At 51.7% G+C, this 12,405-nt stretch carries 12 protein-coding genes; 7 read left to right on the forward strand and 5 right to left on the reverse strand.

The window, feature by feature from the left end; all coding sequences use genetic code 11:
* Positions 1 to 221: 221 nt before the first annotated feature.
* Complete coding sequence (locus Q3970_RS03505; protein WP_303099223.1) at positions 222 to 1,109, reverse strand: LysR family transcriptional regulator; 888 nt, start codon at positions 1,107 to 1,109, stop codon at positions 222 to 224.
* Between the two features lie 107 nt (positions 1,110 to 1,216).
* Between Q3970_RS03505 and Q3970_RS03510 the strand changes: the two genes are divergently transcribed.
* Together Q3970_RS03510 and Q3970_RS03515 are read left to right on the forward strand one after the other, a co-directional pair.
* On the forward strand, positions 1,217 to 1,618 hold the full coding sequence (locus Q3970_RS03510; protein WP_303099224.1) for a DoxX family protein: 402 nt from the start codon (positions 1,217 to 1,219) through the stop codon (positions 1,616 to 1,618).
* A 47-nt stretch (positions 1,619 to 1,665) separates the two neighbouring features.
* Positions 1,666 to 2,271: a nitroreductase family protein gene (locus Q3970_RS03515; protein ID WP_303099225.1), complete on the forward strand. Its 606-nt coding sequence runs from the start codon at positions 1,666 to 1,668 to the stop codon at positions 2,269 to 2,271.
* A gap of 450 nt (positions 2,272 to 2,721) precedes the next feature.
* Here the strand turns inward: Q3970_RS03515 and Q3970_RS03520 are convergent, their stop codons facing one another.
* Positions 2,722 to 3,813, reverse strand: a complete 1,092-nt coding sequence (locus Q3970_RS03520; protein ID WP_303099226.1) for a metallophosphoesterase — start codon at positions 3,811 to 3,813, stop codon at positions 2,722 to 2,724.
* A 174-nt stretch (positions 3,814 to 3,987) separates the two neighbouring features.
* On the opposite strand from Q3970_RS03520, the gene Q3970_RS03525 reads away from it, so the two are divergent.
* Entirely contained in the window at positions 3,988 to 4,896 is a 909-nt protein-coding gene (locus tag Q3970_RS03525) for a Dyp-type peroxidase (RefSeq protein ID WP_303099227.1), read from the forward strand.
* A 280-nt stretch (positions 4,897 to 5,176) separates the two neighbouring features.
* Here the strand turns inward: Q3970_RS03525 and Q3970_RS03530 are convergent, their stop codons facing one another.
* From Q3970_RS03530 to Q3970_RS03540, 3 genes are read right to left on the reverse strand one after another with little or no spacing between them, the layout of a single operon-like run.
* The gene (locus Q3970_RS03530) at positions 5,177 to 6,571 is read right to left on the reverse strand and encodes a TolC family protein (RefSeq protein WP_303099228.1); all 1,395 of its coding nucleotides are present in this window, start codon (positions 6,569 to 6,571) and stop codon (positions 5,177 to 5,179) included.
* Positions 6,572 to 6,630: 59 nt separating this feature from the next.
* The gene (locus tag Q3970_RS03535; protein ID WP_303099229.1) at positions 6,631 to 8,568 is read right to left on the reverse strand and encodes a MacB family efflux pump subunit; all 1,938 of its coding nucleotides are present in this window, start codon (positions 8,566 to 8,568) and stop codon (positions 6,631 to 6,633) included.
* Between the two features lie 13 nt (positions 8,569 to 8,581).
* Complete coding sequence (locus Q3970_RS03540; protein ID WP_303099230.1) at positions 8,582 to 9,760, reverse strand: efflux RND transporter periplasmic adaptor subunit; 1,179 nt, start codon at positions 9,758 to 9,760, stop codon at positions 8,582 to 8,584.
* Between the two features lie 439 nt (positions 9,761 to 10,199).
* Between Q3970_RS03540 and Q3970_RS03545 the strand changes: the two genes are divergently transcribed.
* The 4 genes from Q3970_RS03545 (at position 10,200) to Q3970_RS03555 (ending at position 12,307) form a co-directional block, all read left to right on the forward strand.
* Positions 10,200 to 10,616 (forward strand): type IV pilin protein, encoded by a 417-nt coding sequence (locus Q3970_RS03545; protein ID WP_303099231.1) that lies wholly within the window; start codon positions 10,200 to 10,202, stop codon positions 10,614 to 10,616.
* A 93-nt stretch (positions 10,617 to 10,709) separates the two neighbouring features.
* Positions 10,710 to 11,174, forward strand: coding sequence for a type IV pilin protein (locus Q3970_RS03550; protein WP_303099232.1), 465 nt, complete (start codon positions 10,710 to 10,712; stop codon positions 11,172 to 11,174).
* 87 nt (positions 11,175 to 11,261) lie between these two features.
* Positions 11,262 to 11,408, forward strand: coding sequence for a lipoprotein signal peptidase (locus Q3970_RS10715; RefSeq protein WP_368494368.1), 147 nt, complete (start codon positions 11,262 to 11,264; stop codon positions 11,406 to 11,408).
* Between the two features lie 338 nt (positions 11,409 to 11,746).
* On the forward strand, positions 11,747 to 12,307 hold the full coding sequence (locus Q3970_RS03555) for a DUF1440 domain-containing protein (protein WP_303099233.1): 561 nt from the start codon (positions 11,747 to 11,749) through the stop codon (positions 12,305 to 12,307).
* Positions 12,308 to 12,405: the final 98 nt, after the last annotated feature.

Below are 12,405 nucleotides of genomic sequence, written 5' to 3' on the forward strand. Positions count from 1 at the left end.
ATCCGTTAGGGGGAATTTAGAGGAGTTTTGGGATTTTTGCAAAGGTCTCAGGCCGCTTGAAATGCCTTAAATCCCGTCATACCCGGGCTTGACCCGGGTATCTCTTTTTCTTTTGAAACAAACAGATGCTCGGGCTGGACCCGAGCATGACGATACTTGGGCGTTTCAGGCGGCCTCAATGAATTTTAAAAAAAAGCCTTGCACCGCATGTTTCACTGCATTCAAGCGGTAGTTTTCCCGCTTAAAAAATCGATAAAGCTGCGTACTTTCGCGCTTAAAAACGTGCGGTCTATATAGGCCGCATATAGTTTGGTGGTGAAAATATGGTAATCCGGCAGCAGCTGCACCAGCCTGCCCGAAGCCAGATCTTCGTCCACGCACCATGCGGGTTGGTAGCCGATGCCGGCACCTGCACGGATCAGGCTGCCTGTCATCAGCGTGCTGTTGGAGCGGGTAACAGGGTTCAAGGCCAGTTTGGTTCGCCTGCCGCTGCCCTTGTGGCGTATTTCGATGCCGCTCATATCTACATAAGAAGCCAGCACCGCCGGATGGTCGGCAAGCTCTTCAGGTGTTTTCGGCACGCCGTTGCGGCGCAGGTAATCGGGCGAGGCGAGCAGCAGAAATTCTATATCGGCCAGCGGTTTCACAATCAGCGAAGGATTGGGGGTATCGGATACGCGCAAGGCTAAGTCGTAACCTTCGGCAATCAGATCGGCATGGCGGTTGCTCAAATCAAGATGGAGCGACACATCCGGATAATGTGCGGCATATTCGGCCAGCCAACTGCTGAAACGGGGGTTGGCAAACCATTGCGGCATGGTGATGCGCAATATGCCCTGCGGTTTGCCGGTGCCGTTGGCGGCTTTGCGGGCGGCGGTTTCCAGCGTTTCGAGTGCATAGCAGCATTGGCGGAAATATTCTTCGCCCGTTTCGGTTAAGTGCAGGTTACGGCTGTTGCGGTGCAGCAGCTTGGCCTGTATGGTGTTTTCAAGATGGCTGATGTGTTTGCTGGCCATGGCGGTGGAAATGCCGAGCTGCCCGGCGGCACGGGTAAAGCTGCCGTTTTGCACCACTTGGCGGAATACTTTCAGGCTGAACAGGGTGTCCATGTTTTCTTATTAGTAAACGTTATTTCAATAAAAAGATTGTATATCAATTAATATTAAACAGCTATACTGCCGCCTTCTTTTAAAAACACACATTCAGGATTTGATTTATGCATAATTTATCACGCTTTCAGCCGGTGATCCTTTCGATTCTGCGCATAGTTGCAGCCTATATGTTTATGCTGCACGGCACGGCCAAACTGTTTGCCTTGCCGCATATGGAAATGTTTGACGGTTTGCAGATTATGTCGGTTTACGGTTTGGCCGGCATACTCGAAACATTCGGCGGCCTGCTGCTGTTGCTGGGTTTGTTTACGCGGCCTGTTGCATTTGTGCTTTCAGGCCAGATGGCGGCAGCTTATTTTATGGCCCATATTTCTCCCAACCCTTTTATACCGCTGGTTAACGGCGGCGAACTGGCTGCTTTATACAGCTTTTTGTTCCTTTATTTGGCGGCGGCAGGCGGGGGTGCTTGGGCTTTAGACCATACATTTAAAAAAGAAACCCGTTAATATTATTGAATCTGCATCATATATCTGTATTTATGAAAGGAAAAAACATGACTTATCAAAATATCCTGCAGGCAGCGGAAACACGCCGTTCGGTTTATGCCTTAAACAAAAACCTGCCGCTGCCTGCGGCGGAAGTGGCGGGCATCGTCGAGCACGCCGTTCTGCACACACCTTCTTCATTCAATTCGCAATCTACCCGCGTGGTGGTTCTGTTTGGTGCCGAACATGAAAAATTGTGGCAGTTTGCCGAAGATGCACTGCGCGCCATCGTTCCTGCCGATAAATTCGAACCCACCCGGGAAAAGCTTGAGATGTTTAAGGCTGCTGCCGGTTCGGTATTGTTTTTTGAAGATCAGCAAGTGGTAAAAAGCCTGCAGGCACAATTTCCTTCCTATGCCGACAATTTTCCCGTGTGGGCGGAACAGGCCGACGCCATGCACCAATATGCTGTGTGGACAACACTGGCTGCCGCCGGCATCGGTGCCAACCTGCAACACTACAACCCGCTGATTGATGCGGCTGTTTCCGAAGAGTGGGGCATTCCTGCTTCATGGACTTTACGTGCGCAAATGGTGTTTGGAGGTATTGAGGCTGCAGCAGGCGAAAAAACATTTGCACTGCTGGAAGGCCGTTTCAAAGTGTTTGGTGCATAACCTGCCGGATAAATGTTTGATTAGTGCCAGCCGGGCCGTCTGAAGTTTTCAGACGGCCTTTTGCTAATAATGTCAAATAATACAATTATTTGATTTTAAATAAAAAATAATTCGAAAATATCGATAATGACATTCGGCCTAATGGAAATCCGGGTTGGTAAAAATCGCTGAAAGCCTTGCACGGTAATACTTTCAGCGATTTGTACCAACCCAAATGCCTAGGGGCTGTCGACATTTAACCGACGAAGCGGTTTTTTGAGGCAAAAACCGCGTATGCAAGGCAAAAAGCGCAGCAAGGTTGAACACCTTGCGAGCATTTTTAACGCCGCAGACGGGGTGTTTTGGCCAAAATACCGCCGTTGCGTTGAATGTCGACAGACCCTATTAAAACCCATATTCAGGCCGATGTTTGATAGGCCGCTACGGGCTCTGTAAAGGCTGCTGCCCCGGTTAAGGCTGCCCCTTCACATCAATAATCCACACTTCCGATTGCGAACCCAGGCGCAGCGGCACGCCCCAGAAGCCGTAGCCGGAGGTAACGAAGAAATGGCCGTTGCCGATTTGTTCGTATCCGTAATGCAAGCGGTTGAGAAAGCGCACGATCAAATTGGCGGGGGCAACCTGGCCGTTGTGCACATGACCCGATACCTGCACGTCGATCGGCAGCTTGGCATGGGTTTCGATATCGGTGGGGCGGTGGTCGAGCAGCAAAACAGGCAGGGCGGTGTTTTGGTTTTTCAGCAGTTCGGCGGTGGAGGGGCGCTTGGTGTCCAAATCGTCGTTACGGCCCACCACCAGCAGGCGGTTGTCGATCACCGTGCTTTCATTGGCGAGCACGCGTATGCCTGCTTTGGTTACTTCTTCGTAGATTTCGCGTTCGTGGCCGAACAGGTCGTGGTTGCCCAATGTGGCATACACGCCCAGCGGCGCGCGCAGTTTTTCAAGGCGGGGGCGCATGTTTTCGGCACGGTAGGCGATAACGTTGTCATCCATCAAATCGCCGGGCAGCAGTATGATGTCGACTTTTTCGCGGTTCATGATGGCGGCCAGTTCGTCTAGGCGTTTGGCGCCGAACAGTATGCCCAGATGCATATCGCTGGCCATGCCGATGCGCAGCGGCTGTTCAAGTTTTTTGTTGATGCTGATTTCGGCATGGCGGATAACCGGTGTGTAGGCATTATGCAGCGCCACGCCGAACAGGCCGATCACGAACAGCGGCGCAAACAGCCGCAGGCTGCGCGACATCGGCTTTTGCGGCATAAAGCGGCGCAGCACGAGATAGAGCAGAAACGTGGCCAGCGCGGCATACATCACAAACAGCAAAACCACCATCCACAGCGCCGCCCAGCGGAAAACGGCATGCCCCAACTGCAGCAGCAGGCCGGCAATCAGCGAATTGGTTACCAGAAACGCCAGCCCCATCAGCCGGCGCCTGCCGCGCGCGCCGATAACAGGGGCGGACAGCCATTGCAGCGACCGCCCCAGGCCGAACGTGAAAAGCTGCATCAGCAGCAGCACGGCAATAAAAAACACAATGCGCATAAACTATCCCGTATCAATAATGGCGGCGGATTTTAACACGCCGTTTCAGCAGAAAAACGCACGCGAAAGTAAAGAAAAGCAACCGCCGCATTTGTTATAATCCATCATCAGATTTCAGACGGCCTCTATCATGATGAGGCCGTCTGAAAACACATTTATGAAAGGAACCCAACTATGAACCAGCCGCAAAGCGCCATTATTCCCGAAAGCAGCAAAGCCGCCGTTTTTATCGAAGCCGACATCGTGCCGGGCGGCCTCGGGCACATCAAAACCGCCTGCGCGCAGAGCCTTGAAGCCTTGGCCGGACTGCAACGGCAATATCCCGACGCCGTATTGGGTCTGACCATCGCTTTCGGCAGCGAAGCATGGGCGGCGTTCGGGCATACGGAAGAAGGCAGCGAAATCAAACCCTTCCGCGTGCTTGGCAACGGCCTCGCTCCCGCCACCCAGCACGATATTATGTTCCATATCCAATCGCTGCGCCCTGATGTCAATTTCACGCTGGCGATGGCGCTTTTGGAAATTTTCGGCGGCAGCATCAAAGTGGCCGACGAAACCCACGGTTTCCGCTGGATTGAAAACCGCGGCCTCGACGGCTTTGTGGACGGCACCGAAAACCCGCACGAAACCGACGACATCCGCCGTATCGGCACCATCGCCGCAGACAAGCCCGACGCGGGAGGCAGTTATGTGCTGCTGCAAAAATACCGCCACGATTTGAAAAAATGGAACCAGGTGCCGCTGGCCGAACAAGAAGCCGCCGTCGGCCGCACCAAACAGAGCGACGAAGAATTCGGCAAAGACGTGCGCCTGCCCGATTCGCACCTCGGGCGCGTCAACCTGAAAGAAAACGGCGTCGGCCTGAAAATCGTGCGCCGCAGCCTGCCTTACGGCACCGCATCGGGCGAACACGGCTTGATGTTTATCGCCTATTGCGGCACGCTGCACAACATCGAAGCCCAGCTTTTGAGCATGTTCGGCGAAACCGACGGCCAAACCGACCTGCTGCTCCAACACGTTACCGCCGCCGTGTCGGGCGCGTATTATTACGCCCCTCCGGTGGAAAGGTTGGCGCAGTTGTAACGGGGGCGGTTTGATGTTTCAGACGGCCTGAAACCTTTGTGAAATTCCTTTCCACATCTTAAAACCTCTGCGTCATGCCCGGGCTTTACCCGAACATCTTTTTGTTTCAAAAGAAATAACAGATACCCGGGTTAAGCCCGGGTATGACGAAACATAAATAAATTCAGGATTAAAACATATTTTTGCAAAGATCCCGGCCTGAAATCGGTTTGGCAAAAGTCGAGGCCGTCTGAAAATCGTTTCAGACGGCCTCAACAAACTTTGCAAAGGTTTCCCCGGTTTATCTCACACCTTTGGGCGTGTAGCGTCCGGCCATCGATTTATACACCATGTTTTCATATTTCAGTACTTCATAGCGCTGGTTGATCAGGTCTTGGGCAGACGAGTATTCGGTGTTGAGTGCCCCGAGCCAGTCTTTCAGCTCGTTTTTGCCGTATTGGTAGCGCATTTGGTAATAACGGCTGTTTTTTTGATCGAGTGCGTGTTTTTTACGAGTATTGTTCAGGTTTTCTTCAGCACGGGCGTATTTCTGGTAATTGCCGAACACTTCGTTTAAAGCGGAAACCAAGGTTTGCTCGAAATTCAAACCGGCATTTTCAAAATCGGCTTGGGCGTTTTTATTCTGCCATTTTAAAGTTTTCCAATTTAGGAAGGGCAGGTTGATTTGCACGGAACCGCCCAAAAAAGGCACATCAAATGCAGTTTTTGCCTTATCCGACGAACTGCTGAGTGTGGCACCCAGAGTAATACTCGGATACCAGCTGCGCTTTTGGGCATCCAAGCTTTTCAGAGAAGACTGCAGGCGGTATTCGGCGGCGCGCAGGTCGGGGCGGTTGGCCAGGGTGGCTACGGGCACGTTCAGGTCGACGCCTTTCGCATCGGGCAGGCGGAAGCTTGCAGGTTGGGCCGCCATGTTTTCGCCGGGTTTCAGGTTCAGCAGGTTGCGCAGGGTTTCTTCCAGCGTTTCGCGGCTGCCTTTAAGCTGGAGCAGGCTGCTTTGCGCCGCAAGCAGCGACTGCTGCGACTGGCGCGGTTCGGAAGAATCGGCTTTGCCGTATTTGTATTTGGCCGAGGCGATACGGTTAATGCTTTGGTATTGTTTGATTGACTTTTCGGTGAGGGCGACGGCTTCGTTTAAATAGGCGATATTGAAATAGGCGTCGGCCACGTTGTTGGCGAGCGTGAGGCGGGCGGCTTCCAAATCCTGCCGGGTGGCACGGTATTCCCATACCTGCGCATCTGCCTGAGCCTTGAGCTTCTTCCACAAATCTATCTCATAACTCAGGCCGAGCTGGCTGCTGAATGATTGGCTGCTGCCGCCGCTTTTCAGGTTTTTGGATTTGGACGCACCAAGCGAGCCGTTGAACCCGGGCACCAGCTCCGCCCCGACGATATTGGCCTGATACAGGGCTTTATTCACACTGACTGCCGCTTTTTTCAGATCGGCATTGTTGGCAAATGCCTGGCCGATCAGGCTGTTGAGGCGGCTGTCGCGGTAAATGCCCCACCATTCTGTGTTTAAGTCATAACGTTGTGCGGTTTCTTCGGCCGGAATCACGTTGCCGGTTGCTTCGAGCGTCAGCTCCGGGCGGGCGGAAGGGGTGCCGGCGCAGGCGCTCAGGGCGAGCAGCACGCCGATGCTTGCGGCCGTTTGGACAAACAGTTTGCGTTTCATTGTCGTTTCCTTTTTTTTCAGACGGCCTTTTAGTGCTGCAAAGGCCGTCTGAAAACAGATTAATCGTGTGCCAGTGCGTCGATGGGGTTCAGCTGCGAGGCGCGTTTGGCGGGCATAAAGCCGAACACCACGCCGATGGCGGTGGAGCAGGTTACGGCGGCCACGATGGAGAGGGTTGAAAAAGACATGGCGAAATCTTTGACAAAATAATTGAACACCACGCTGATTCCGAAAGAAAACAGCACGCCTGCCAAACCGCCGATCAGGCAGATCAGCACGGCTTCTATCAGAAACTGCTGCAGGATATTGCTCTGCCGCGCCCCGATGGCCATGCGGATACCGATTTCTTTCGTGCGTTCGGTAACCGAAACCAGCATGATGTTCATCACGCCGATGCCGCCCACCACCAGCGAAATCAGGGCGATGCACGAAATCAGCAGCGTCATGGTGCCGGTTGCGCTTTCAACGGTTTGTTTGATGCTGTCGCTGTTTTGCATAAAAAAGTCTTTTACGCCGTGGCGCGAGAGCAGAAGCTCGTCCAAGCTGTTTTCGGCAGCCTGCGAATTGACGTTGTCTTTGATTTTTACCGTAATCGAATTAATGTGCCGCTGGCCGCTTATCTGGTTGATAACAGTGGTGTAGGGCGCCCATATCTGCAGGTTTTCGCTGCTGCCGAAACCGCTGTTGTCTTTTTCGGTGATGCCGATAACCTTCAGCGGGCGTTTTTTAAACAAAATGGTTTTGCCGATGGGGTTGGTGCCGTCTGAAAAAAACTTGTCTTTGGTGTTTTGGTCGATAACCGCCACCTGCGCATTGTTTTTCACGTCGTCATCGTTATACAGGCGGCCTTCGGCGATCTTGATGCCGCGCACGTCGAAATACTGTTCGCCCGCTCCGTAAAGCTGGGCGGTGGCGTCAATATTGCGGTAGGTGGCTGTGCCGCTTGATGAAACCATCGGCGTTACGCTGTCTACATAACCCTGTTTGGCAATCGCCTCGGCATCGCTGATGGTCAGTGTGCGTATCCTGCCCGAGCGGCGGTCGCCGAAGCCGCGCCCCGGATGTACGCTGATGGTGTTGGTGCCGATGGCGCTGATGTCGGCCAGGATTTTTTCCTGCGATCCGCGCCCCAAGGCAACCACCGACACCACCGAGGCAATGCCGATAATGATGCCGAGCATGGTCAGCAGCGAGCGCATTTTATGTGCCGTAATCGCCTGCACCGACATGCGGAACGACTCCATAAACTGGTCTTTGAAAAACAGCCACGAGGTGTTTTCTTTGATGCTCTCCACGCTGCTGGGGGCGATTTCGGTGTTTTTGCTGGTGTCGGCAATGATTTCGCCGTCGCGGATTTCAATTACGCGGTTGGCATTGGCGGCAATGCCCGGATCGTGCGTTACCAAAATAATGGTATGACCCTGTTTGTGCAGGCCGTGAATGATTTCCATCACGTTTTCGCCCGATTGGGTATCCAGTGCGCCGGTGGGTTCGTCGGCCAAAATGATTTCCCCGCCGTTCATCAGCGCACGGGCGATACTCACACGCTGCTGCTGGCCGCCTGAAAGTTCGCTGGGTTTGTTGTCTTCTTTGGTTTCCAAACCCAAATCATGCAAGAGGCTGTCGGCACGCCTGTTACGTTCTGCATGTTCCATGCCCGCATACACCGAGGGCAGAGCCACATTGTCGCGGGCGTTGAGCGCGCTGATTAGATTGTAGCGCTGGAAAATAAAGCCGAAGCGCTTGCGGCGCAGGCCTGCCAGTTCGTCGGCGGCCATTTTCGCCGTTTCCACCCCGTCTATTTTGTAAGACCCGGAAGTGGCGGTGTCCAAGCAGCCGAGAATATTCATCAGTGTGGATTTTCCCGAACCGGATTGGCCGATAATCGCCACGAAGTCGCCTTTTTCTATGGTGAGGCTGACATCTTTCAAAACGTGCACGCGGTTGTCGCCGCTGCCGAAATAACGGTTGATGTTTTTACATTCGATCAAACTCATTGCCGGCCTCCCGTTACATCGGCCCCATCGGGCCTCCGCCGCGGCGGCCGTTATTTTTTGCATCGGCGGCGGTGGCTTCGGAAATAATCACGTTTTCGCCTTCTTTCACACCCGAAATAATCTGGGTGTTGGTGCCGTCGCTCAAACCGGTTTTTACTTCGCGTTCCTGCACTTGGTTTTTCGCTCCCAGGATGCGCACAACTTTCTTGCCGTTTTTGGTTTTAACGGCCAGGTTCGGCACGCTCAGCACATTATCCGCTTTATTAATGACGATGGTGTTTTCGGTGGTCATGCCGATATGCAGCGAGCCGTCTTCGTTCGGAACCAGTGAACGGGCATAGTAGTAGACTGCCGTATCGGTTGTGTCGGTGCTGGTCGTATAAGAACCTTTCGACATCGTGGTCAGCCCCGGATCGACTGTGTCGATAACGGCGCTGCGGGGGGTGTCGGGCTGTGAAAGAATCGTGAACGTCAGATTCTGGCCGGCTTTAACCTTGCCCGCATCACCTTCTGCAATCTGCATTTTATTCAGCATTTTGCTTAAATCAGCCAATTGGATAACAGTGGGAATACTCTGCACGGCGGTAACCGTTTGGCCTTCTTCCACCGGAATGGACACTACGGTGCCGTCCATGGTGGCTACGATGCGCGTATAGCCCAAATCCGTTTCGGCGGTATTGATTGAAATCTGGGTTTGTTTGATTGAAGACTTTAATTCGGCCACAGAGGCTTTTGCCGAAGCCAAAGCGTCTTCCGCGTCTTCAAGTTCCTGCCTCGAAGTGGCATCTTCCGCCCACAGCGCTTTTTCGCGCTTATATTTCTTTTCGGCGGTGCGCTGTTTGATTTCGGCGGAAACCAGCTGGGCTTTATAGGTTTCCAGCCTGGCCTTGTTGGTATTGAGTGTATTGATTTGCGTAGTCGAATCGATTTCGGCGATCAAATCGCCTTTTTTCACCTGCTGGCCGATTTTTACATGCAGTTTTTTAATCTGCCCTGTAGCCTGCGAACCCACGGTAACCAATTGTGCCGCCGAAATTTCTCCTGTTGCACTCACGGTTTGGCGGATGTTGATGCGGCTTACCGGCTGGGTAAGGTAGTTCACCTCGTTTTTAGGTTTGAAATAAGTCCATGCCGCAAAGCCCAATGCTGCTGCAGCAGCCAAACCTGCAATCCATTTAATCGCTTTTGCCATAATGTTCCAATATTTAAGATTATCAGTTACGGATATTTTTGAAAAACAAGCCAACAAACGGGCGAGAGTTTACTGCAAAAGAAGTGGGCCGCCAAGCGTAAAGCATAAAAAAATAAATATTAACTAATTGTTATTAAATGTATTTTTTTATTGCTTTTACACTGGCGGGGAGAAATTTTTACAAATTTTCCCGCTTGCCGTGCTTATCCGTAAACATAAAATACAACAGTTTCTTAATTAAATTGTTCCGCTTGGTATATTTACGATACCAAATATCGCATTTGCGCGCTAAAAAAATGAAATCAATTTATACTTTGCAATCTTAAGCATCTGGTTTAGTATATTTATACTATACATGTTCGGCTTAGAAAGGTGCATGAGGCATACCCGCTTCTTTAATAAACAAACCGACGACTCACTTATCCGATACAGACACAACATGAAAACGCAACAACAAGGCTTTACCCTCATCGAACTGATGATTGCGGTGCTTATCTTGGCCATTCTGGCCACCATCGCCTATCCATCTTACGAAACCTATGTCCGCCAAACACGCCTGGAAAGCGTGCGTGCCGATTTGATGATCAATGCTCAGATGATGGAGCGTTATTATGCGCAGAACCGCCGTTTCCCTCCTAGTCAAGCCGATGCATCAGATGTACAAGAATCTTTAAAGCAGAATGAGTATTTTGATATCAGCTACCAAGCAAGCGGCGAAAACAACTATATCTTGACTGCAAAGCACAACGATAAAAACCCCAATGAAAACCGCTATATGAAGATAGACGGTAACGGGGTGGTTACTTTATGCAAAGAAAATGCATCGGCAAACGAAGAATGCTATATGTATAAATAATCATACAACAAGCTAAAAACACACGTTTTTTTCTTTACAACCGAACCGGGTGTGCGCATACTTTCCCGCAAACCGAAAATAAAGGGGAAAACCATGCAGAATGCCTGCCGACAAGGATTCACATTGCTTGAACTGCTCGCTGTTATAGCCATATCGGCTGTTTTGGCCGTGATTGCGGTTCCCGCTTATCAAAAATATGTCCGCGACACCCGTTTGAACCATGCCCGCACGGTGCTGCTGCAAAACGCCCATTTTATGGAGCGCTTTTATCAGCAGCACCGTTCGTTTAAGCAAACCTCCACCACATGGCCGGTTTTGCCGCATACCGAAACAGAACATTTCTGTATCCGCCCGCAAGGAAACGCCCGCGGCGCGCGCGACGGCAAATTCACCTTGAAAGCCGTTGCATTCGATAAAAACGGCGAAGCCCGCGTTGTCAAAATCAACGAATCGCTCACTGCCGTGGTATGTGAAAGCAGCGCCAGTACCTGTGAGGACAAAGGTGGTTTTTTTGCCGGCGGCAGCAGGGTGGATAAAAAGTGCAGGGTATTCCAATAAAAATTCAAAACAGGCCGTCTGAAATTTCAGACGGCCTGTTTCATAGCTAAGCCATTTATTTAGAGACCTTTGCAACCCCCCCCCCGGATGCGGCGCATTTCTGCGTTGTGCGCTGCCCGCCCGCTTAGCTTTGTACTTGATATGCCTGCGCCCGCTGCACTGCTACGCCTTGAACTGCATCCACATCCGGAGGTTTTGCAAAGGTCTCATTTAGTAACCGTTCCGTCATGCTAGGGGCTGTTGACAATTGGCCGGCGAGGCGGTTTTTTGAGGCAAAAACCGCGTATGCCAGGCAAAAAGCGCAGCAAGGTTGAACACCTTGCGAGCATTTTAGCTTCGCAAGTCCGCTACGCTACCTAACGCCGCAGACGGGGATTTTTGACCAAAAATACCGCCGTTGCGCTAATTGTCAACAGACCCTAGGGCTTGATCCGAGTATGACATGTTCTTTTTATTTGCTTTAGGTTAAACAACCGGCACCTTCCTGTTTCAGACGGCCTTATGCCGGGAACTTATTTGTATCCGGATAGTCTAGCGGGCGCAATTATCATAAATGAAAAAGGATCTCAAATATGACTAAATTATGCGCTTCTCCAACCAACCGCAAAGTGATTCTTTGGACCACCCTGATCGGCGGCTTTTTCAGCTCGCTGGTGAAATGGGGGTCTGAAGTGAACATGCCGCCGCGCATGCCCGGCGAAATTTCGCCGCCCGGTGCAAATATTGATGCATGGCTGGGTTGGCTCGGTTTCAACCAGCACTCGCTGGATTATGTGTATCAAGGCAACAGCGTGTTGGGCGCGGTAACGCTTTACCACTGGCTGTTCAGCTTTGTGTTTGCCTTTGTTTATGTGTGGGGTTCGGTGTATTGGCCGAAAATCCGCCTGTGGTACGGCGCGTTTTACGGTATTCTGATTACCGTGGTGATGCACGGGCTGCTGATTCCGATGTTCGGTTTCCGCAACCCGGCCTATGCCGACGGCGCGGTAGGCTGGATGTGGAACCTCAATGCGGCGGAACACATCAGCGAGTTTCTCGGCCACATTTATTGGTCGGTGTCCATTGAAGTGTGCATGATTGCTGTGCTGGCTTATTATGCGCGGCCGATTAAGGGCGACTGGGCAGAGCATTGAAGGGCACCTGTTAAGTGCCGATAAAAAAGCAGGATTTTGTCCTGCTTTTTTATATTGGTTTATTAATAACAAGCGGTTAAATTTAAGCCTGTTCAAGC

It is taken from the genome of Neisseria sp. (genome assembly GCF_030530745.1).
Taxonomy (GTDB): domain Bacteria; phylum Pseudomonadota; class Gammaproteobacteria; order Burkholderiales; family Neisseriaceae; genus Neisseria.

What these genes read in the sequence shown, in the direction of transcription:
- Q3970_RS03505 (WP_303099223.1), bottom strand. Translation starts at nt 1,109, where the DNA reads ATGGACACCCTGTTCAGCCTGAAAGTATTCCGCCAAGTGGTGCAAAAC.
- Q3970_RS03510 (WP_303099224.1), top strand. Translation starts at nt 1,217, where the DNA reads ATGCATAATTTATCACGCTTTCAGCCGGTGATCCTTTCGATTCTGCGC.
- Q3970_RS03515 (WP_303099225.1), top strand. Translation starts at nt 1,666, where the DNA reads ATGACTTATCAAAATATCCTGCAGGCAGCGGAAACACGCCGTTCGGTT.
- Q3970_RS03520 (WP_303099226.1), bottom strand. Translation starts at nt 3,813, where the DNA reads ATGCGCATTGTGTTTTTTATTGCCGTGCTGCTGCTGATGCAGCTTTTC.
- Q3970_RS03525 (WP_303099227.1), top strand. Translation starts at nt 3,988, where the DNA reads ATGAACCAGCCGCAAAGCGCCATTATTCCCGAAAGCAGCAAAGCCGCC.
- Q3970_RS03530 (WP_303099228.1), bottom strand. Translation starts at nt 6,571, where the DNA reads ATGAAACGCAAACTGTTTGTCCAAACGGCCGCAAGCATCGGCGTGCTG.
- Q3970_RS03535 (WP_303099229.1), bottom strand. Translation starts at nt 8,568, where the DNA reads ATGAGTTTGATCGAATGTAAAAACATCAACCGTTATTTCGGCAGCGGC.
- Q3970_RS03540 (WP_303099230.1), bottom strand. Translation starts at nt 9,760, where the DNA reads ATGGCAAAAGCGATTAAATGGATTGCAGGTTTGGCTGCTGCAGCAGCA.
- Q3970_RS03545 (WP_303099231.1), top strand. Translation starts at nt 10,200, where the DNA reads ATGAAAACGCAACAACAAGGCTTTACCCTCATCGAACTGATGATTGCG.
- Q3970_RS03550 (WP_303099232.1), top strand. Translation starts at nt 10,710, where the DNA reads ATGCAGAATGCCTGCCGACAAGGATTCACATTGCTTGAACTGCTCGCT.
- Q3970_RS10715 (WP_368494368.1), top strand. Translation starts at nt 11,262, where the DNA reads ATGCGGCGCATTTCTGCGTTGTGCGCTGCCCGCCCGCTTAGCTTTGTA.
- Q3970_RS03555 (WP_303099233.1), top strand. Translation starts at nt 11,747, where the DNA reads ATGACTAAATTATGCGCTTCTCCAACCAACCGCAAAGTGATTCTTTGG.